We start from the raw sequence: 18,403 nt of genomic DNA, 5'->3' as shown, positions 1-18,403 counted from the left end.
GGCTTCGCGGGGTCGGACGTGGCCTCAGGTTTCGTCCGACTCGTCGTCATTCTGGCCGTCGTATCGGCGTTTGGCCGCGTACGCCGCGCTCCCGAGGCCCGCCGCGGTGGCGGCGGCGCCGAATCCGGGACTGTCCGTGCTCGTCGTTTCCTCCGTGTCAGTCGCGGTGTCCGCCGGTTCGTCCGTGGCTGTCGCCGTCTCTGTCGCGGTTTCGGTCGGTGTCGCGGTCTCCTCCTGGGCTTCGAGTGCGAACACCTGGATCCCGTCGACGCTCGCAACCGCGACGTACTGTTTCGACTCGACTGGGTCGTCCCAGGAGACGGGTGCGGCGGTGATCCCTCGCGGCGGGTCGGTCACGCTGTGTTCCCACACGCGCTCGCCCGACTCGGCGTCGACGGCGACGAGGTTCGCCGTCGGCGAACTCGCGAACACGACGCCGCCGCCGGCGGCTGTCGTCCCGCCGGCGCGGGACTGGTATTTGTCCTGTTCGAGTTCCTCGCGCCAGACCTCCTCGCCGGTCGCCGGATCGATGGCGGTGATGTGGGCGGAGATGTCCGGGAACTCCTCGTAGTCGACGAGTTGGAAGCCGCCGCCGACGTTGACCTCCGCGACGGAGCTATCGTACTCGTAGTCGTCGTACCAGTAGCGTTTCACCGTGTCGTTGGCCGCGATGTGGGCCAGCCCCGTCTGTGGGTTGTAGGAGTCGGGCGTCCACTCCGTCGACCCCCAGTCGGAGGGCCAGACGGTCGCGGCGTTCTCCTGGCCCTTCGGGAGAATCCCCATGAAGTCGACTTCGCCGCCCTGCTTCGCGTAGGGCCGCGAACGCTCGATGAGTTGGCCCGTCTCGATGTCGAGGAAGTAGAGGTAGCCGGTCTTGTTGACCGCCTCGAGGACCCGTTTGACCTCGCCGTCGACCTCCATCTCCACGATCCGGGTGTTGTACGTGTCGTAGTCGTGCCAGTCGTGGGCGACCAGTTGGGTCGTCCACTTCTCCTCGCCGGAGTCGACGTCGAGGGCGATGACCGAGTCGGAGTGTTTGTTCGGCCCCGGCCGGACGACGCCGTTCATCATCGGCCCGGGGTTGGCACCCGGGATGAAGATGGTCCGGGACTCCGGGTCGATGGCGGCGCTGTTCCACGGCGAGGCGTCGCCGTAGCGCCACGATTCGCCGACCCACTCGTCCTCGGGGATCACCTCGTACTGCCACTGGATCTCGCCGGTCTCGGCGTCGACGGCCGTGTAGGCACCCCAGCCACCGTAGTAGCCGGTCATCCCCTTGAACACGAGGCCGTCGAACAGTTCCGGGGCCTGCGTGTTCGCCATCCGCTCGGGGACGCTCATCTCTTCTTCCTGTTTGGGCGTGAGCGTCTTTGTCTTCCAGACCTGCTCGCCGGTGTAGCGGTCGATGGCGATGAGGCTGTTGTCGTGGGCACCGAGGTACACCTTGTCCTGATACACCGCGACGCCGCGGTTGGCCTGCGTGAGCCCCTTCGTGTTCTCGTTCGAGTAGGCAAACCGCCAGTACTCGTCGCCGGTCCGCGCGTTGACTGCCCGGACCTCCTGGGGGCTGGCCTGCGTGTAGTAGAGCACCGGCGGGTCGCCCGGAACGATGATCGGTTCGTTTTGGCTCCCGCCGTACTCGTCGATCATGTACTCGGGACTCAGGTCGCCGATGTTCTCCGGGGTGATCCGGGTGGCCGGCGCGAACCCGATCTGTTCGAGCCCCTTATTGTAGTGGAGCCAGGAGTTCGGGTTCGCGATGTCCTCCCGGAGCATCTGGTCGGTCACGTCCTCTCCGGGGACCTCCTGCTGGAGTTCGTGGACGTTCTCCTCGAGCATCGGCTCCCCGTCCTCCTCGAAGTCGTGGTCGTTGACGTCGGGTTTGATGAAGTCGTTTGGATGCATCTCTCTCACCTCAGTTCCCGCGGGTTACTCGCTGCAGGTCGGTCCGTCGCTCGCCGCGCATCTCCTCGGACACCCAGTAGGCGTCCTGTGGAAGCAGTCCCTGTGCGATGGCCTGCACGGCGAAGCCGGTCGACAGCAGCGCCGTCAGTTCGTCGTTTGCGAGCACGTCGCCGTCGGCGGCGATGGTTTTTGCGCCCTCAGCCATTAGCTGGAACCCCGCGGCCATCGACTGGCCGTGCCAGGTCGCATCCGCGAGGATCTCCTCGGTCAGCACGACCTGGTGGCTCCAGAGGTGATGGTCGAGATCCTTGAGCCAGAGCAGCGCCCCGCCGGCGGCGCCCCGGGTCATCGAGGGGATGTACTCCCCGAACTCGATCTCGGCTCGCGGGATCTCGTCGGTCGCGACCCAGTGGCGCTCGCCGAGTTCCTCGGCGTTGGCGATCACTTCCGAGAGCATGTCGACGCCGGCACCCTCGCCCAGCCCCATCCCCGAGAGGGGTTCGGCGAGCGCCTCGGTGCCGACGAACGAGCTCACCGCCGACTCCAGGTAGGACGGCTCGAACGCCGGGAGGTGCTCGGTAGTCACCTCGAAGAACCCTGCCTCGGTCAGGTGATCGAAGATCGGCCGCGCCGCCTCCTCGACGGCGGCGAACTCGTGGCGCTGCTGGTCGGCAGGCAGTCCCCGCTCGACGACGCCCGAAAGCTGGCTGGTCGCCGTCGCGACCGTGGCCTGTTGGGACGCGATCAGCTCAGCGTCCATCCGGCCCGCGAGGTCGGCCCGGATCGACTCGCCGACCGCCGACAGCCCGGCACTCTCGCTTGCGGTCATCGAGTTCCGGACCTCAGTTAGCCCTACTCCGCCCGCAGCGACGGCTCCGCCGACGCCGAGCGCTTTCAGGAACTCTCTACGCTCCTCGTCGGTGATGTACTCTTCATTGGCATTTGTCACCATACCACTGGATATTCCCGCTTCCCGACCAAAACATGTTCGCATGACTATTAATGGCTATAACAAGCAGCGATAGCGGAGGTCATGATGGTGGCCCGTGCCGACCGATACACCGTCAGTCGGAGTCACCGAGCAGCCACACAGCCAGCGCCAGCCACGGCAGCGCCGCCAGCACGCCCACCGGCGTCGGGCCGAGTAGGCTGTTGGGTTGGCCGGCGACGAACAGCACCGCGACGCCGGCGATGGCGTTGATCGCGCCGTGGCCGACGCTCGCGGGCCAGACGCTCCCCTCTCGCTCGGTCAGCACGGCGAGGAACGTCCCGGCGCCGACGGTAAAGGCGAGGAACGCGACCATCCCCGTCCACGGGAAGCCGGGGTAGTCGAAGCCGTAGTTGTACCCCATCGCGATGATCGGCCAGTGCCAGACGCCCCAAACGACGCCGGTGAGGACGATAGCGCGCCGGCGCCCGAGGGGCCACAGTTTCGGGAGCAGGTACGCCCGCCAGCCGTACTCCTCGCCGAACGCGAGGAGCCCGTTGATGAGCGGCGCGACCGTCAGTGCGGCGATGATCTGAATCACCGCCAGCAGTCGGGGATCCATCGCCACCCCGGCCGCCGCTAACTGCCCGCGGAACGCCGCCATCGTCGGGTCGAACTGGCCGGGGAACACCGCGAAGTAGAGCGCGCTGCCGGCGACGACCAGCCCCGCGGGCGCGAGCCACGCCGCCGCGTAGAGCCACATCGTCCCCTCGAACTCGGGGCGGAGGCGGTGGTGCTGGCACCCCTCGCCGGTGGCGAGTCGGGCGGCGACGGCACCGATTGCGGGGCCGAACATATACGCCGACGGCAGGAGGACGGTCGCGAGCGTGATCCCCTCGGTGATCTCGGGGCTGTCGGTCAGGCCGCCGGTGGCCCAGATGGCCAGCGCCGTCGCCCACGAAACGCCGAAGGCGACGAGGAGGAAGACGCCGATGCGTCGGCGTTCGAGCCGTTCGGGTGTCGGGAACCGAGTCTCCATGCGTTCCCGGTGACACCGCGGTCGGCAAAAACGTTCCCGGGGTTACTCGATTGTCGCGTACTGCTCGCGGAGTTTCTCGGCGGCGTCGTCCATGAGGTCGGACTCGTAGGCCGAGAGTTCCCACTCGACTACTTCCTCGACGCCGTCGGCGCCGAGTTTGACCGGGACGCCGAAGGCGGTGTCCTCGTAGCCGAACTCGCCGTCGAGCACGACGCTGCCGGGGAGGACTTCGCCAGTGTCGTTGATGACCGCCTCGGCCATGTGGGCGACGCCGGTCGCGGGCCCCCACTCGGTCGCGCCCTTCCGTTCGATCACGTCCATTGCCGACTCTTGAAGGTCGCCGAGGATCTCCTCGCGTTCCGCGGCGGTGAACTCGGGGTCCCGGCCGTCGACGCGCACCTTCGAGAACATGGGCACCTGTGCGTCGCCGTGTTCGCCGAGGATCGTCGCCTCGACGTTCTGGACCTGCGTATCGAAGCGCTCGGAGAGCACGTACCGGAAGCGTGCCGAATCCAGACGGCCGCCGAAGCCGATCACCTTGTTCCGGTCGCGGTCGCCCGCCTCGTACAGGTGCCGATTGAGGAGGTCCACCGGGTTCGAGGTGGTGATCGAGACGAAGTCGTCGTTGTGTTCGGCCAGCGAGGCGCCGATGTCGGCCATGATCGGCGCGTTGTCCTCCGCGAGGTCGATCCGGGTCTGGCCCGGCTTGCGCGGGATGCCGGCGGTGATGATCACCACGTCGGAGCCGGCGGTATCGGCGTAGCTACCCTGTCGGACGGTGGTGTTGGAGTCGTACGCGATGCCGTGGTTGGCGTCGGCGGCCTGCCCGACGGTCACGTCCTCCTGTTCGGGGATGTCGACGTACACCAGTTCGTCGACCACGTCACGGAGCGCGAGGTTGTAGCCCGCCGCGGCGCCGACAGTCCCGGCCGCACCGACTACGCTGACTTTCGTCATGATGTCTCTGGGTTGGGCCAGTCGGCGATTAAACCCACCGGTGGCGGTTAGTCGAGTACCGAGGCTGGCCCCTCCCACTCGCGTTCAAGCAGCCCGTAGTGGACGGCGTCGACGTGCTTGTCGTCGAGGTACCACGACTCGCGGGCCGCGCCTTCTTCAACGAACCCGAGCCGTTCACAGAGTCGACGGGAGGCCCCGTTGCTCGCTGCCACTGTCGCTGAGATGCGGTGGAGTCGGTGGGAGCGAAAGGCATGATCGAGTAGGAACGCTCCAGCCTCCAGCGCGTATCCGTTGCCCCACGCATCCGGATGAAGCCATATGCTGAAGTTTCCGTAGCCGTCGGGCTGTTGGATATTTCCGACCGAAGCAGAGCCGATCGCCTTGTCGGAGTCTGCTTCGTCTTTCGGAACTATCGCGAGTGTAACGCCGTTGTCGCTCGGTGGCCAGCGCTCCTCACGATAGGTGGATTCGCTGAGCGGGGTACGGAAGGAACTGATGTGGCGCCGAATTTCGGGATGGTTCTCAGCTTCGACAAGGTGGGGAATATCTCCCTCCTCAAGCGGTCTGAGTTCGATACGGTCTCCGTGGATGAACGTCGTATCTGACATGGGTACACTGCGGTCCTCTTGTGCGAGTAGTACGTCGACAGTGCCAAATCCCTGAAAAAGAGAATCAGGCGCGTACGAAAGAGAGGAGCATCAGACAGCTCTGTCAAGTGTTTGCGTCAGTACAGATATAGTGTTTCGGGTTGTCTGGTACCGGCCCTCATTGTGTGGAAACTGAATCCCGTATCGATGCTGATGCAACGGAACTGTCGCGAGGTGGAGGACGTAACGCGACGCTGCCTACTGGTCGCGATTTCCCGAATAAGCCAACGACCCCGGCGGGATCTGGATTTGATTACGGAAAATGGAGAGGCGTCAGCAGGTCGTCGCACCGAACGCCGACTTCACGAAGTTCGGAACGGGCAGCGAGCTGAACAGCTCACCGAGGAAGTCCGGGACGAGATTACTCACGAACCCGGGCGGCCCGGCGTCACCGCTCGGGCCGTTGTCGGCGTTCTTGCACTCCTCGACCTGCTCGGCGCCGGCGGTGTCGGATGGCTGTGCCGCGACGGCGGGCGTCGCCGCCACGCTCACCAGCATGAGCGCCGCGAGGACGCCGACGATCAGTTTCGTGTTCATTGCGAATCGACCCAGGGGGTGGCGGGCGATAAACACCCCAAGCGCTGCACCCGGATTCCGGCCGAGTTAACCCCGGTTAATCCGGGTTTCGCGGGCTGTGGCGCTCGACGGGAACAGAACCACTAACCCCCCACCGCTCGACCCGCCGGTATGGACGAACTGTTCGCCCCGTGGCGGATCGAGTGGGTCGAGCGCGACCCCGAGGAGAAGGAGATCGAGGGCTGCCCGTTCTGTGTGCTCCCCGACCGCGACGCGGACCGCGAGAGCCGAATCGTCGCCCGCAGCGAGCACTCCTTCGTGATTCTCAACAACGCCCCCTACGCGCCGGGGCACGTGATGGTCATCCCCGACCGCCACACGGGCGAGTGGGCCGACCTCTCTGACGGGGAGCTACTGGACCACGCGAAGCTGAAAGTAGCGGCCATCGACGCACTCGAGGAAGGGTTCGACCCGGACGGCGTCAACGCCGGCGAGAACCTCGGCGGCGACGCCGCCGGCGGCTCTATCGACGACCACCTCCACACCCACCTGATCCCGCGCTGGAGCGGCGACACGAACTTCATGCCCTTGGTCTCGGATACGAAAGTGATCGTCGAGGCCCTGGAGGACAGCTACGACAAACTCCAGGGGGCGTTCGCGACGCTACCGGACGGAGAAAAAACGGAAAAATCAGCGGCGGTTCGGCTTCGCTTCGACTAGAGGCCGGGGAGGCCCGGCGAGGCGTAGATGGACGTGACGCCGAGATACAGCGTCACGAGCACACCCACGAACACGACCGTGCGGAGCCACCAGATCCAGAGCGTCGCGTACTGGCCGGCGCCGTCGGCGCCTTTCTCCATCTCCTCGACGGCCTCGGGCCCGTACACCCAGCCGACGAAGATGACGCCGAGCAGCACCGAGGCCGGCAGCAGCACGCTGTAAGCCAGCGTGTCGAACCAGCCCAGCCACGCCGTGTCCCACGCCGAGAGCGTCCCGAGCAGGAACAGCACGCCGCCGAAGCCAAAGGCGGTCGCCATCCGGTTCCACTCGTACCTGTCGACGCAGTAGGCCGTCACCACTTCCAGCAGGCTGATCGCCGAGGAGAGCGCGGCGATCAGGACGACGAAGAAGAACAGGGCGCCGAGGATGCGGCCCGTGATGCCGAGTCCGCCGAACACCTGTGCGACGGAGACGAACAGCGCACCCGGGCCGCCGCCGGCGGCGGTCTCGGGGATCTGACTGAACTGGACGAACAGCAGCGGGATCACGACAAGCCCCGCCAGCACGCCGATGAGCGTGTTGAGGCCGACGACGAGGCCGCCGTCCGCGGGGAGGCTGTCGTCGTCACTCAGGTAGGAGGCGTAGGTGATCATCGCGCCCATCCCCAGCGAGAGCGAGAAGAACGCCTGACTCACGGCGAAGGGGATCACGCTCCCGAGGTTGTTCGCGAGGTAGTCCATGTCCGGCGAGAGGTAGTAGCTGTACGCCGGGCCGCTCCCGTCGAGCGTGAACGCGTACACCGCAAGCCCCACCAGCATCAGCACGACGGAGGGGACCATCAGCTTCGTCGCCTTCTCGATACCGTCCTCGATACCGAACGCGACAATGCCCGCGGTCAGCGCCATGAACAGCGCGTGGAAGGCGATTGCCTCCCAGCCAGCGGAGACGGCGCCGAAGTACGCCGCGGTGCCGCCGAAGTAGCCGCCGGTCAGGCTGCCGATAGTGTACCGGATGACCCAGCCACCGACGACGCTGTAGTACGACAGGATCCAGAGCCCCGTGAACAGTCCCAAGCCGCCGACGACTGTCCATGCCGGATGGTCGAGTCGGTCGAACGCCTCGACGGCGTTGAGCTTCGCCCGGCGGCCGATGGCGAACTCCCCGAGGATGGTCGGGAGACCGATCAGTACTGCCGCGAGCAGGTAGACGAGGACGAACGCCGCGCCCCCGTTCTCCGCGGTCTTGAACGGGAACTGCCAGATGTTCCCCAGTCCGACTGCGCTACCGACGGCGGCGAGCACGAAGCCCGCACGCGTCGTCCACGTTTCTCGTTGTGCCATGGTTTCGCAAGCCGTCTATCTCACATAAATCCCTACCGGTTCACCGAGAGCGACCATTCAAGTACGATGGCGTCCCCACTCGTCCCGTGGACCGCAAGCGGATCGTCCGCCGGGTCGGCGCCGTCGTCCTCGTGGCCAACCTCGCGTTAGCGTTAGTGAAGGGCGGGGTCTGGCTGGAGACGGGAAGCCTCGCGCTGGCCAGCGAGGCGGTCAACAGCGGCGCCGATGCCCTCTACAGCGCCGTCGTCGTCGCCGGCCTCTATCTCACAACCCAACCGCCGGATTTCGAACACCCCCACGGCCACGAGCGGATCGAGCCGTTCGTCTCGTTGTTCGTCGCCGCGGGCGTGCTCGCGGCGGGCGTGGGCGTGGCGTGGTCTGGCGTGACCGCGCTGCTCGCGGGGAACTACGCGCCCGTCTCGCCGTTCGTGGCGGTCGTCCTCGGCGGCGGCGCCGTCGCGAAGTTCGCGCTCTATCGCTACTGTCTGGCCGCCGGCAAGGACCACGGCTCGCCCGCGCTGGTCGCGGCCGCGAAGGACAACCGCACCGACGTGCTGACCGCCCTCGCGGCGCTGATCGGCGCCGGCGGCGCCGCGGTCGGCTATCCGGTCCTCGACCCCATCGCCGCGTTGGTCGTCGCCGTCGGCGTCCTCCTCACCGGCGTCGACATCGTCCGGGACAACGTCGGCTACCTCGTCGGCGCCGCGCCGCCCGATGACCTCCGACAGGAGATCGTCGCCGCCGCGCTCTCACACCCGGACGTGCAGGGCGCCCACGACGTGGTCGCCCACTACGTCGGCCCGGAGGTCGACGTGAGCCTCCACATCGAGGTCGAGGGTGACATGACCGTCCGAGAGGCTCACGACATCGAGACTGCGGTGATCAACGACATCCGGGACCTCCCCGAGGTTGACGACGCGTTCGTCCACGTCGACCCGAAAGAACTCGGCGAGTGGAAGGAGGAGGATGTCGACCGCTGGCGCGACGAGCGCGTGGCCTGAGTTCACTCCGGCGTCGCTGTTCTGGCTTCGAAAGCCACCTCTCGCTCGGCGTCGACGTGCCCCTCGACGCGCAGCGTGACCGTTCGGCTCGTGTCAGTCGTGTACTCGGTGTCGAGCGAGAGCGACGCCGTCGTCGACTCGCCGGCGGCGACGGAGCTCTCGATCAGGTGGGACTCGTCGTCGTCGGCGATCAGGCGGGTCGGCCAGTAGACCGCCGCAAGGAAGCGGCCGTCGGTGTCGCTGGTGTTCGTGGCCGTGAGTTCCACCTCCAGCGGTTCGCCCTGCTGGACCGAGTCGGGAACCGAGAGCGAGTCGCGTTCGAACGAGGGCGACGATGCGGCGAGCGTTTCTTGGGTGGCGTCAGGGAGCGCCCACTCCCCGGACTCGCCGCCGCGTTCGAGTACGATCCGCGGATCCGCGGCCGAAAGCGGCGAGTCGAGTTCGAACGCGACGTAGCGTTTCGACCCGTCGCCGCTGGCGGCGGGTTCGCCCACGACGCCACCCTCGTGGTCGGCGACCGAGTAGTTCCGGGCACCGTGCTCGCCGGGGTCGACTGCGGCCCACGGCTCGCCGCCCGCCTGCAGCGAGAACTGGTCCATCTCCAGTTCGGCATCGCTCCGGACCGAGGCGACGACGAACTGCCGCCCCTCGGGCGCGACGACGCCGCCTGCGCCCATCAGTGACTCGTAGCTGACGGCCTTCTCGGCGACGATGTCGGTGACAGCGACGGTGTCGCCGCCGACGGAGCGCTCGGCGGACTCGGGCGGCGGCGTCTCGGTTTCGGATGGGGACCCCTGCGGGGAGTCGGTCGGTGACTCACTTTCTGTCCCGGGCGAATCGTCGATACAGCCGGCGGTCGCGAGCGCCGCGGTGACGCCGAGGCTACCCGCGAGGAACTGTCGTCTGGTGGAGGGCATCACCCGAAAACGGCGGCCGCGACCGTAACAAGCCTTGTGGGGGTTGGGGAGGTGAGCCGTCCGGCGATCAGACCGGCGTCCCGAACGCGTAGACGGTCTGGTGGCTCGTCACCTCGACCTCGGCGAAGTCGCCGGGTTCGAGGCCGTGTTCCTCGGCGTTCTGGACGATGATCTGCCGGTAGGCGGCGTCCCGGCACTTCACCGAGTTGCCGGTCCCCTCCTCGACCACCAGCACTTCGCGGGTGGTGCCGATCAGTTCCTCGTACGCCTCGGCGACGACCTCGCGCTTGAGTTCGCTCATCGCCTTCGAGCGGTCCTTCTTCGTCTGCCCGCCGAGGCCCTTCATCTCCGCGGCGTCGGTGCCGGGACGCTTCGAGAAGCGGGTGACGTTGACCCGCTCCGGGCGCGTCTCGCGGAACAGCGCCATCGACTGCTCGTGGTCGGCCTCCGTTTCGGTGGGGAAGCCGACGATGAAGTCCGTCGCGAGCGTCCAGTGGTCGAGCGTGTCGTCGAACGTCTCGACGATGTCGACGAACTTCTCGACGCGGTGCTGGCGGCGCATCTCCTCCAGCACGTCGTCGCTGCCGGACTGGACTGGCGCGTGGAGGAAGTTGTAGAGCTTCTCGTTCTCGGCGAACACGTCGGCCAGTTCCTCGCGGATGCCGTGGACGCCGCCGGGGTTGGCCATCCCGACGCGGACGCGGAACTCGCCGTCGATGTCGCAGATGCGGTCGAGCAGTTCCGGCAGGTCGCGCTTCCCGTCGTCCCAGCCGTAGACGCCGGTGTCCTGCCCAGTCACGCGGACCTCCTTCGCGCCGGCGTGGATCAGCGCGCGGGCCTTCTCGACGTTCTCCTCGATGGAGGGCGAGTCGATGCGGCCCGTGGCCTGCTTCGTGATGCAGTACGAGCAGTTGCTCATACAACCCCGGGCGATGGGGAGGATGCCGACGACGCCGTCGAGGACGGGTTCGACGCCCGGGCCGGGTGTCGGGCACTCGCCGTTCGTGACGGCCTCGGGCACGTCGTCCCAGTGGAGGACCTGCGCGTCGAGGTCCGCCTGCTCGAACTCCTCGCTCTGGGCCAGCGCCATGCAGCCAGTGACGATCAGGTCCGCAGTCTGGTCGTCCAGCTCCTCGGCGCGGCGCAGCATGTTGCGTTCGGTCTTCTCGACGACCGTACAGGAGTTGAGGATTGAGACGTCCGCCTCTTTGGGCCCGTCGACGCGGTAGTGGCCGGCGTCGCGCAGCGCGCTCTCGATCGACCGACTCTCACCCCGGTTGGACGTACAGCCGTACGTCTCGATGTGGTAACGGGCCATATCGACGTTCGGCGAGCGGCGCGCAAAAGGGCGACGGTTCCGCGCTCCCGCGACCGTGCAGCGCGGGAGTGTCCACCGGGCGCGGTGACGGGCAACCGCGCCGGTGTTCTGGCACCGGTGGACGGTCAGTCCGCCCGCGGATCCAGCGCCTCCACCAGCGCGTCGCCGACCAGTTTGAACGACACCACCGTCGCCGCCAGCGCGGCGCCCGGGAACACCGAGACCCACCATTTGGTCGTCATCGCCACCTCGCCGGCGATGCCGCGGGCGATGACGTTTCCGAGGGACTGGAGGTCGAACGCCTCCAGGCCGAGGAACGCCAGCCCCGCCTCGGTCAGGAGCAACACGGGGATCTGCTGGGTCGCTGTGGGCACGGCGACGACCGAGACCGCCGGGAGCACGTGCTTCGTGAGGACGTGCCGGTCGTCGCCGCCGAGCACCTTCGCAGCCTGTACGAACTCCGACTGCCGGAGGCGTCGGGCCTCGCTGCGGACGACCCGGGCGGCGCCGCCCCAGCCGAGGAAGCCGAACAGTAGCAGGACCACCAGCAGCGACTCGCCGGTGATCCAGATGACCAGCAGGTACACCACCAGCGGCGGCACCGCGTCCTGCACCTCGACGGCCCGCATCGCGGCGGTGTCGACCATCCCACCGCGATAGCCGGCGACGGTGCCGACCACCAGCGCGAGGGGGACGATCATCGCCAGCGAGATGACGGCGACGTAGAGCGTGACGTGCAGGCCCTGCAGCAGCAGAATCTCCATCGCGTAGCCGTTCACGTCGGTGCCCAGCAGGTACTGCCACGTGCCGTGACAGAGGCCGTCGACGACCCGGCCGGCACAGTCGTGGGGGAGTTCCTCTTCGGGGATCGTCGCCCAGACCGGGGGTTGGTTCCCGTTGAGGAAGTCGAGTTTCGGCGCCGGCACGAAGAAGAGGCCGAACGTCCCGAGCAGGTACACCAGCACCAGCCACGCGGCGCCAGCGACTGCCTCCGGCGTCTCGCGGAACTCCTGCCAGAGCGTCGCCGCGCGCTCGCGGTTCTGGAGGAGGGGGAGCACGCCGTAGAACAGCAGCACGACGTTGGAGGCGATGAACAGCCAGTCCAGCGTGCTCGCTGCCCACGTACCGACGGTGTAGCCGTCGTTCACCTGCGTGTCGTAGAGGGCGAGGGCGACGACGAGCGCCAGTGCGACGACGGAGAGCTCGACCCGGCGGCGCCGCCACCCCACGTCGGGGACCATGGGACGATTCTGAGGTTCGTTTGCGCAGTGATAAACGTTCCCGCTCGACAACGTTTATCACCCAGTCAGCCTTGCTCCCATCTATACCCGCAATGCGACCACCCCTCCGCCCCGCCTCGCGCCGATGAGCCTCCGCACGCGTGTGCTCACTCGGGCCGGCTTCGCCGTCCTCGCCGTCTACCTAGTGATCACGCTGACGTTCCTCGTCGTCGTGTTCACTCCGGACACGAACCTCCGGGGGATGCTCGGCACCGCGTTGTGGTCCGGCGCCACTCCCGCGGAGATGGAGCAGATGCGCGAGACGTACATGGCCGTCCGGGGCCGGAACCGCCCGCTCTACCAGCGCTACCTCGACTGGATGGTCAACGTCACGTTGTTCCGCTGGGGGCTCTCGGCCAGCATGGGCGAACCGGTGACACAGGTCGTCGCCGACGCCAGCCTCCGGACCGCGAAGTATCTCGTCCCCGGCGCGGTGACAGCGTGGGTCGTCGGCGTCGCCGCCGGCATCCGCTCGGCCCGCGAGCGCGGCAGTCGATTCGACCGTCTGGGCCGCCTTGCGACGTACGTCTTGTTCGGCCTGCCGGGGTTCTGGCTGGCCGCCATCGCGGTCGTCGCTATCGAGAGCGACTGGGCGCTGCTGTACGACGTGCTCGTCCCCGCGGGCGTCGTCGCCGCGGCGCTGCTGGCCGGGCAGGTGAGCCTCACCAGATCGCGCAGCATCGACGAGTTCGACGCCGACTACGTGCGCTACCTCCGAGCGAAGGGGCTCTCCGAGTACGGCATTGACCGCCGGGTGCTGCGAAACGTGCTCGTGCCGGTGCTCTCGATGACCGCCGCGGAGCTGTTCTCGGTGCTCGTGCTCTCGGCGGTGGTGATCGAGGAGCTACTGGGAATCCGGGGGATCGGCTGGCTGACTTACCGCGCGACCCAGGAGAACGACATCCCGCTGATCCTCGGGACGACGATGGTGCTGGTGTTTGTCGGCGTCGGCGGCAGCATCGTCACCGACCTCGCGAGCGCGTGGCTGGACCCGCGGTCGCGGGAGAGTTAGGAGTCGGGCTAGGCGTCAGGCGCGTCGGAGAGAATCTCCACGCCCGAACTCGCGCCGATGCGCTCGGCGCCGGCGTCGAGCATCGCGATAGCTTCCTCGTAGCTCCCCACGCCCCCGGAGGCTTTCACCGGGAGGTACTCGCTCATTAGCTCCACGTCCGCCACCGCGGCGCCGCCGTCGGCGAACCCCGTCGAGGTTTTCACCATCTCGGCGCCCGCCGCCTCCGCGGCCGCGCAGGCGTTGCGCTTCTCCTCGTCGGTGATCAGTGCCGTCTCGATGATCACCTTCACCGGGAGCGGCGTCGCGGCGACGATACTGGCCAGTTCCTCCTGTACGGCGTCGGTGTCGCCGGCTTGCAGTCGACCGATATTGATCACGACGTCCAGTTCGTCGGCGCCGTCCTCGTCGGCGATGACCGCCTCCTCGCGCTTGGCCGCGGGGGCGTTCTGGCCGTGTGGGAAGCCGATCACCGTCGCCAGCGTCACGTCCGGCGCGTAGTCGGCGGCCTCGGCGACGTAGCAGGGCGGGATGCAGGCGTTCATGCCGTGCTCGGCGGTCTCGTCGAGGACGCGTTCCGTGTCGGCCCACGTCGTCTCCGGGCCGAGAACCGTGTGGTCGATTCGGGGGGCGAGGTCGTCGCGGTGCATAGCCGCCACTGGGCCCGCCTGGGTGAAAACACCGCCGCTACGCGTCGTCGTCGACGTTGACCGCGGCCCCGCCAGCAGCAACCGCCCGGGGCCACTCGCTCCGTAAACCTTTCCGCGCTGCCGGTCCCTCCGGGACCATGGCGCTGCTTCCTGCCGGGTTCGCGCTGCCGTCGCTGCCGTACCTGCTCGCTATCGTGCTCGCGGGCGGCGCCGTCGCGGCCGCGCTCCGGCAGCGCGACCCGGCCGTTTCGGATCGACTCGTGCTCGCGCTCGTCCCGTGGATGCTCGCGGGGGCGTGGCTCCACGTCCTCCACGTCATCGGCGCCGCGCCGGACTTCGTTGATCCGCTGCTCGGTACGCCGTCGGCGTATCTCACGACGGCCATCCTGGCCGGCGCGGTCTGGCTGGCCGCCGACGGCCTCACTCTCGACACCGAGCGCGGCTTCGCCGCCGGCGGCACCGGTCTCGCACTGCTCGCGTTCGCTGTCGGCCTCCGCTGGGGGATCATCGACGGCACCTTCACGCCGGCCTGGCCGGCCATCGCGGCCGTTCTCGGCGTCGTTCTCGGCCTCGCGGTCTGGTCCGGCCTCCGGCGTGGCTACCCGAACGTCGCCGATGCCGGCGCCGCAGGTGCGCTGGCGGTCGTCGCCCACAGCGTCGACGCGGTCTCCACCGCTATCGGTATCGACGTGCTCGGCGCCGCCGAGCGCACGCCGCTCTCGCGGGCGATCATCGAGTTCGGCGCGACGCTGCCGACCGCGGACCTGCTCGGGAGCGCGTGGCTGTTCGTGCTGGTGAAACTCGCCCTCGGCGCGGGGATCACGGCGCTGCTCGCCGAGTCGGTCCGCGAGGCGCCGCGGCAGGGTCGTCTCCTGCTCGTGTTCGTCGCCGCCGTCGGCCTCGGCCCGGGGGCGCACAATCTCCTGCTGTTCGCGATAACTGGTTAGAAAACTAGCGCCGGCGGTTCCGCCGCTTGCTGTACCAGCGGCGGTCCCGTCGCAGGCGTCGCAGGCGCGCCCGGATCCGGCCGTCGAGCATCCTGTGGCCCGGATCGGCGACGAACTGGTAGATGGTGAGCGCGAACACGGGGAGACTGAGCGCGACGTTGAACGCCGTGAACGCCAGATACTGCTGCGTGACGAGATCGACGAACAGCGCGAGCGCCAGTAGTCTGAGGCCGGCGACGATCAGGAGCCTATCCAGCCGGGCAGCCAGACGCTCGCCGACGCTTCGGCGGCCGGGCCGGCCCGACTCGAACAGCAGTCGCTCGACGCGGTCGGGCAGTCGCGGGTGGTAGTAGGCCCGCAGCGCGCGGCTTCGGCCGCGTTTGCGCCCCGGCATAGTGAACGACTCACACGGCGCCGGCAAGAAAGCTGTGACGGTCCCCCCGGATCGCGGCGCTTTTGCCCTCGCCGGCGGCATCCGCGAGTATGGCCAAACAGCCGCACCTACTCGTCGGCGAGGGTGACGTAAACGAGATCGCGCTGATCCCGGGCGACCCGGGCCGCGTCGACCGCATCGCCGCGCAGTGTGAGAACGTCGAGGAAGTGTCCGAGAACCGCGAGTACAAGGTCGTCAACGCCGAGTACGAGGGAACCGAGCTGACCATCTGCTCGACGGGGATCGGCTGCCCCTCGGCGGCTATCGCCATCGAGGAACTCCACAACGTCGGCGTCGAGACGGTGCTGCGCGTCGGCACCACGGGCGCGCTGCAGGCGGAGATCGAGATCGGCGACATGGTCGTCGCCACCGGCGCCGCCAAGGAGGAGGGGACCAGCAAGCGCTACGAGTCCGCGACCTACCCGGCCGTCCCGGACTACGACGTGCTCTCGAACCTCGTCGACGCCGCCGAGGCCAGCGAGGGGGTCGTGTCGGACGAGCCCGACACGACCGCAAGCGGCCCCTCCGGGGCGGCCGTCCACGTCGGCCCCATCGTCTCCGACGACGCGTTCTACAACGAGAGCGACGAGTTCGTCGCCGACTGGGAGAAAGCGGGCCTGCTCTGTATCGAGATGGAGGCCGCCGCCGTCTTCTCGCTGGCGCGCCGCCGCGGAATGCGGGCGGGCGCCATCTGTACCGTCGACGGCAACCTCGTGAAGGGGACCCAGAAGGGCGAGACCGAGGAGGGTGAACTGCCCGAGAAAGCCAAGAACAATGTCGAGCGCGCCATCGGCATCGCGCTGGACGCCGTCGCCGCGCTCTGAGCGGGATGCGAGCACGGCTTCGCGAGGCACTGTTTGCGGCCTGCCGGCGGGCCCGCGCCATCGAGCGCCGGGAGCTACGCGACCTTCGCCGCTGGGTCGAGACCACCGACAACCTCCTCCATCTCTCGGTACTGCTGTTCGTCCCGCTGCTGATCGCGGTGGTGACGACGCTGTCGAACGCCGTCTCCGCGCTGCCGTACCTGCTGTTCCCGCCGCTGGCCTCCGGGACGTACATGCTGTTTGCCAACCCGGAGAGCCGCTACGCCTCGCCGGGGCGGTTCGTCGGCGGCATCACGCTGGGCGCGCTCTGTGGTTGGCTCTCCTTCGAAGCGGCGAGCCACCTGCTCCCGGCGGCGACAGGGGGTATCGTCCACCCCGGCGCGGCGGCGGGTGCCGTCGCCCTGACCGCGGCCGCAACGTGGCTGTTCGACGTGGAGGAGGCGTCGGCGTTCTCCGCGGCGCTGCTGGTGCTGGTGAGCGACCTGGCGACCGGCCCCGCCGTCGTCCTCCCGGGAATCGCGCTCGACCCCCGGGCGGCGTACGTGATCAGCGTCTTCCTCTCGACGACGCTGGTCGCGGGGGTGTTTCTGGTCTGGCGCGAGCGCCTCTACGAGCAGCGCGCGGCCTACCTCTACGGGACCACCCACGGCGACGACCACGTGCTCGTCCCGATGCGGGGCGAGACAGCCGAGGAGACAGCGATGATGGGTGGGCGGATCGCGGCCGCCCACAGCGGCGGCAAGGTCGTACTGCTCGACGTGCTGGACGGCGTCGACGCCGATGCACTGGCCGCGCGCCGCGGTGAGGCAGACCCCGAATCGGTGGACGAGGCCGACGCCGAGCGCGTTCGGGAGACCGCCGAACGCCTGAACGAGGTGGCTGAGCGCGTCCACGAGGCGACCGAAGTGCCCTGTGAAGTCATCGTCGCCAGCGGCGACCCGGCGACGACGGCGCTGGACAGCGCCGAGCGCGCGAACTGCGACCTGATCGTGACGCCCTACGAGACCGAGGACGGCGCGCTCGCCCCGTACGTCCGGCGGGTGCTTTCGGGGCCCGTGGACGCCATCGCGCACCGCTCGATGGGGCCGACGCGGTGGCGCCGGGTGCTCGCCCCCATCGCTCGACCGGGCGACTCCGCCCACGCGATGATGGACTTCGCGGCCCGACTGGCCGGCGAGTACGGCCGCGTCAGCGCCTGCACCTGTATCGGCAGCGAGGTCGAGCGCCGCGACGCCGAACACCGCCTCGCCAACATCGTCGAGACGTTCGACGCGCCCGTCGAGACTCGGGTTGCTCGGGCGGAGATTACTGAGTACATCACGGAGAACGCCGGCGCGTACGATCTGGTGATGATCGGCTCCTCGGGCGGGCGCTCGGCGGCGTCACGGCTGATTTCGCCGCCGACGTTCGAGCGGATTCGGGAGGTGGACTGTGACGTGGCGGTGGTGGACTGTAGCGGTCGGTGATTTTCGGATTTTCAGGGTTTTAGCGGTATCTCGGCGGTTAGGCTGGTAACTCCGACCGCAACAGCATTTCGTTCGTTGGCAAATTGTGACCGCAGAGTGCCGGGCACGAGGTCCGGTCACCAGAAATCAGAGATTTCTGGTTGGCAGACGAGGATCTCCGATTCTCGGCGACATGACGAGAGAGCTGTGCTCTCTCGAACTACTTGCTCCCTCGGAGGACGAGCGACTGTATGTTCTCGTGAGCGGGGCGGAACCGAAGGTTCCGCTGGCGGGGAGGAGCGAAGCTCCTCGGGCAACCGCAAGCCAGCGGCTTTCGGTGACAGCCGGCGGCGACGCCGCCGGCGACGAAGCGAACGAGAGCACGGCAGAACTTGCTCTGCCGGAGGGAGCGAGTCGGCTGGGGAGGCTGTGGCCGCGGTGCGGCGCGGGGCGGTCACAAGTTGCCAACGATAGAGATGCTGTTGCCGCCGCTGTTGCAGCCAGCTCGCTTCGAGATACTGCATCGG

18 protein-coding genes are annotated in these 18,403 nt (G+C 68.1%); 6 read left to right on the top strand and 12 right to left on the bottom strand.

What is annotated here, in order from left to right; translation table 11 throughout:
* Positions 1-24: 24 nt before the first annotated feature.
* The 6 genes from J2753_RS13495 to J2753_RS13470 all read right to left on the bottom strand — a co-directional run bounded on the left by J2753_RS13495 (position 25) and on the right by J2753_RS13470 (position 6,013).
* The gene (locus J2753_RS13495; protein ID WP_209492578.1) at positions 25-1,905 is read right to left on the bottom strand and encodes an outer membrane protein assembly factor BamB family protein; all 1,881 of its coding nucleotides are present in this window, start codon (positions 1,903-1,905) and stop codon (positions 25-27) included.
* Between the two features lie 10 nt (positions 1,906-1,915).
* On the bottom strand, positions 1,916-2,857 hold the full coding sequence (locus J2753_RS13490) for a twin-arginine translocation signal domain-containing protein (protein ID WP_209492577.1): 942 nt from the start codon (positions 2,855-2,857) through the stop codon (positions 1,916-1,918).
* Positions 2,858-2,969: 112 nt separating this feature from the next.
* Positions 2,970-3,872: a CPBP family intramembrane glutamic endopeptidase gene (locus J2753_RS13485; protein ID WP_209492576.1), complete on the bottom strand. Its 903-nt coding sequence runs from the start codon at positions 3,870-3,872 to the stop codon at positions 2,970-2,972.
* A 42-nt stretch (positions 3,873-3,914) separates the two neighbouring features.
* On the bottom strand, positions 3,915-4,829 hold the full coding sequence (gene mdh, locus J2753_RS13480) for a malate dehydrogenase (protein WP_209492575.1): 915 nt from the start codon (positions 4,827-4,829) through the stop codon (positions 3,915-3,917).
* A 47-nt stretch (positions 4,830-4,876) separates the two neighbouring features.
* Positions 4,877-5,437 carry a GNAT family N-acetyltransferase gene (locus tag J2753_RS13475; RefSeq protein WP_209492574.1) on the bottom strand — a complete coding sequence of 187 codons (561 nt, stop codon included), beginning with the start codon at positions 5,435-5,437 and terminating at the stop codon, positions 4,877-4,879.
* 312 nt (positions 5,438-5,749) lie between these two features.
* Positions 5,750-6,013 (bottom strand): histidine kinase, encoded by a 264-nt coding sequence (locus J2753_RS13470; protein WP_209492573.1) that lies wholly within the window; start codon positions 6,011-6,013, stop codon positions 5,750-5,752.
* Between the two features lie 150 nt (positions 6,014-6,163).
* Here J2753_RS13470 and J2753_RS13465 point away from each other — a divergent pair, with 150 nt between their 5' ends.
* Positions 6,164-6,712 carry an HIT family protein gene (locus J2753_RS13465; RefSeq protein ID WP_209492572.1) on the top strand — a complete coding sequence of 183 codons (549 nt, stop codon included), beginning with the start codon at positions 6,164-6,166 and terminating at the stop codon, positions 6,710-6,712.
* Here J2753_RS13465 and J2753_RS13460 read toward each other — a convergent pair.
* Complete coding sequence (locus J2753_RS13460) at positions 6,709-8,052, bottom strand: sodium-dependent transporter (protein ID WP_209492571.1); 1,344 nt, start codon at positions 8,050-8,052, stop codon at positions 6,709-6,711. The two genes, J2753_RS13465 and J2753_RS13460, sit on opposite strands and share 4 nt — an antisense overlap.
* 86 nt (positions 8,053-8,138) lie before the next feature.
* Here J2753_RS13460 and J2753_RS13455 point away from each other — a divergent pair, with 86 nt between their 5' ends.
* On the top strand, positions 8,139-9,053 hold the full coding sequence (locus J2753_RS13455) for a cation diffusion facilitator family transporter (RefSeq protein ID WP_209492570.1): 915 nt from the start codon (positions 8,139-8,141) through the stop codon (positions 9,051-9,053).
* Positions 9,054-9,055: 2 nt separating this feature from the next.
* On the opposite strand, the gene J2753_RS13450 is transcribed toward J2753_RS13455, so the two are convergent.
* From J2753_RS13450 to J2753_RS13440, 3 genes are all read right to left on the bottom strand, one after another.
* Positions 9,056-9,970, bottom strand: a complete 915-nt coding sequence (locus J2753_RS13450; protein WP_209492569.1) for a twin-arginine translocation signal domain-containing protein — start codon at positions 9,968-9,970, stop codon at positions 9,056-9,058.
* Between the two features lie 67 nt (positions 9,971-10,037).
* Complete coding sequence (locus tag J2753_RS13445; RefSeq protein WP_209492568.1) at positions 10,038-11,288, bottom strand: tRNA (N(6)-L-threonylcarbamoyladenosine(37)-C(2))-methylthiotransferase; 1,251 nt, start codon at positions 11,286-11,288, stop codon at positions 10,038-10,040.
* Between the two features lie 125 nt (positions 11,289-11,413).
* Positions 11,414-12,529: an ABC transporter permease gene (locus J2753_RS13440; RefSeq protein WP_209492567.1), complete on the bottom strand. Its 1,116-nt coding sequence runs from the start codon at positions 12,527-12,529 to the stop codon at positions 11,414-11,416.
* 124 nt (positions 12,530-12,653) lie between these two features.
* On the opposite strand from J2753_RS13440, the gene J2753_RS13435 reads away from it, so the two are divergent.
* Positions 12,654-13,580 carry an ABC transporter permease gene (locus J2753_RS13435; RefSeq protein ID WP_209492566.1) on the top strand — a complete coding sequence of 309 codons (927 nt, stop codon included), beginning with the start codon at positions 12,654-12,656 and terminating at the stop codon, positions 13,578-13,580.
* A gap of 8 nt (positions 13,581-13,588) precedes the next feature.
* Here J2753_RS13435 and deoC read toward each other — a convergent pair whose 3' ends face one another.
* Complete coding sequence (gene deoC, locus J2753_RS13430; protein ID WP_209492565.1) at positions 13,589-14,227, bottom strand: deoxyribose-phosphate aldolase; 639 nt, start codon at positions 14,225-14,227, stop codon at positions 13,589-13,591.
* Between the two features lie 137 nt (positions 14,228-14,364).
* Here deoC and J2753_RS13425 point away from each other — a divergent pair, with 137 nt between their 5' ends.
* A complete protein-coding gene (locus J2753_RS13425) occupies positions 14,365-15,174 on the top strand; it encodes a DUF63 family protein (protein WP_209492564.1) in 810 nt (269 codons plus the stop codon).
* 4 nt (positions 15,175-15,178) lie between these two features.
* Here the strand turns inward: J2753_RS13425 and J2753_RS13420 are convergent, their stop codons facing one another.
* Positions 15,179-15,568: a hypothetical protein gene (locus J2753_RS13420; protein WP_209492563.1), complete on the bottom strand. Its 390-nt coding sequence runs from the start codon at positions 15,566-15,568 to the stop codon at positions 15,179-15,181.
* An 89-nt stretch (positions 15,569-15,657) separates the two neighbouring features.
* Here J2753_RS13420 and J2753_RS13415 point away from each other — a divergent pair, with 89 nt between their 5' ends.
* Positions 15,658-16,431 (top strand): nucleoside phosphorylase, encoded by a 774-nt coding sequence (locus J2753_RS13415; RefSeq protein WP_209492562.1) that lies wholly within the window; start codon positions 15,658-15,660, stop codon positions 16,429-16,431.
* 5 nt (positions 16,432-16,436) lie between these two features.
* Positions 16,437-17,897, top strand: coding sequence for a universal stress protein (locus J2753_RS13410; RefSeq protein WP_209492561.1), 1,461 nt, complete (start codon positions 16,437-16,439; stop codon positions 17,895-17,897).
* The last annotated feature ends 506 nt before the right edge of the window (positions 17,898-18,403 follow it).

This window comes from Halolamina salifodinae (genome assembly GCF_017874235.1).
GTDB classification, from domain to species: Archaea; Halobacteriota; Halobacteria; order Halobacteriales; family Haloferacaceae; genus Halolamina; species Halolamina salifodinae.
The sequence above is the reverse complement of the archived record's forward strand: the minus strand, read 5'-3'. Positions and strand labels throughout refer to the sequence as shown.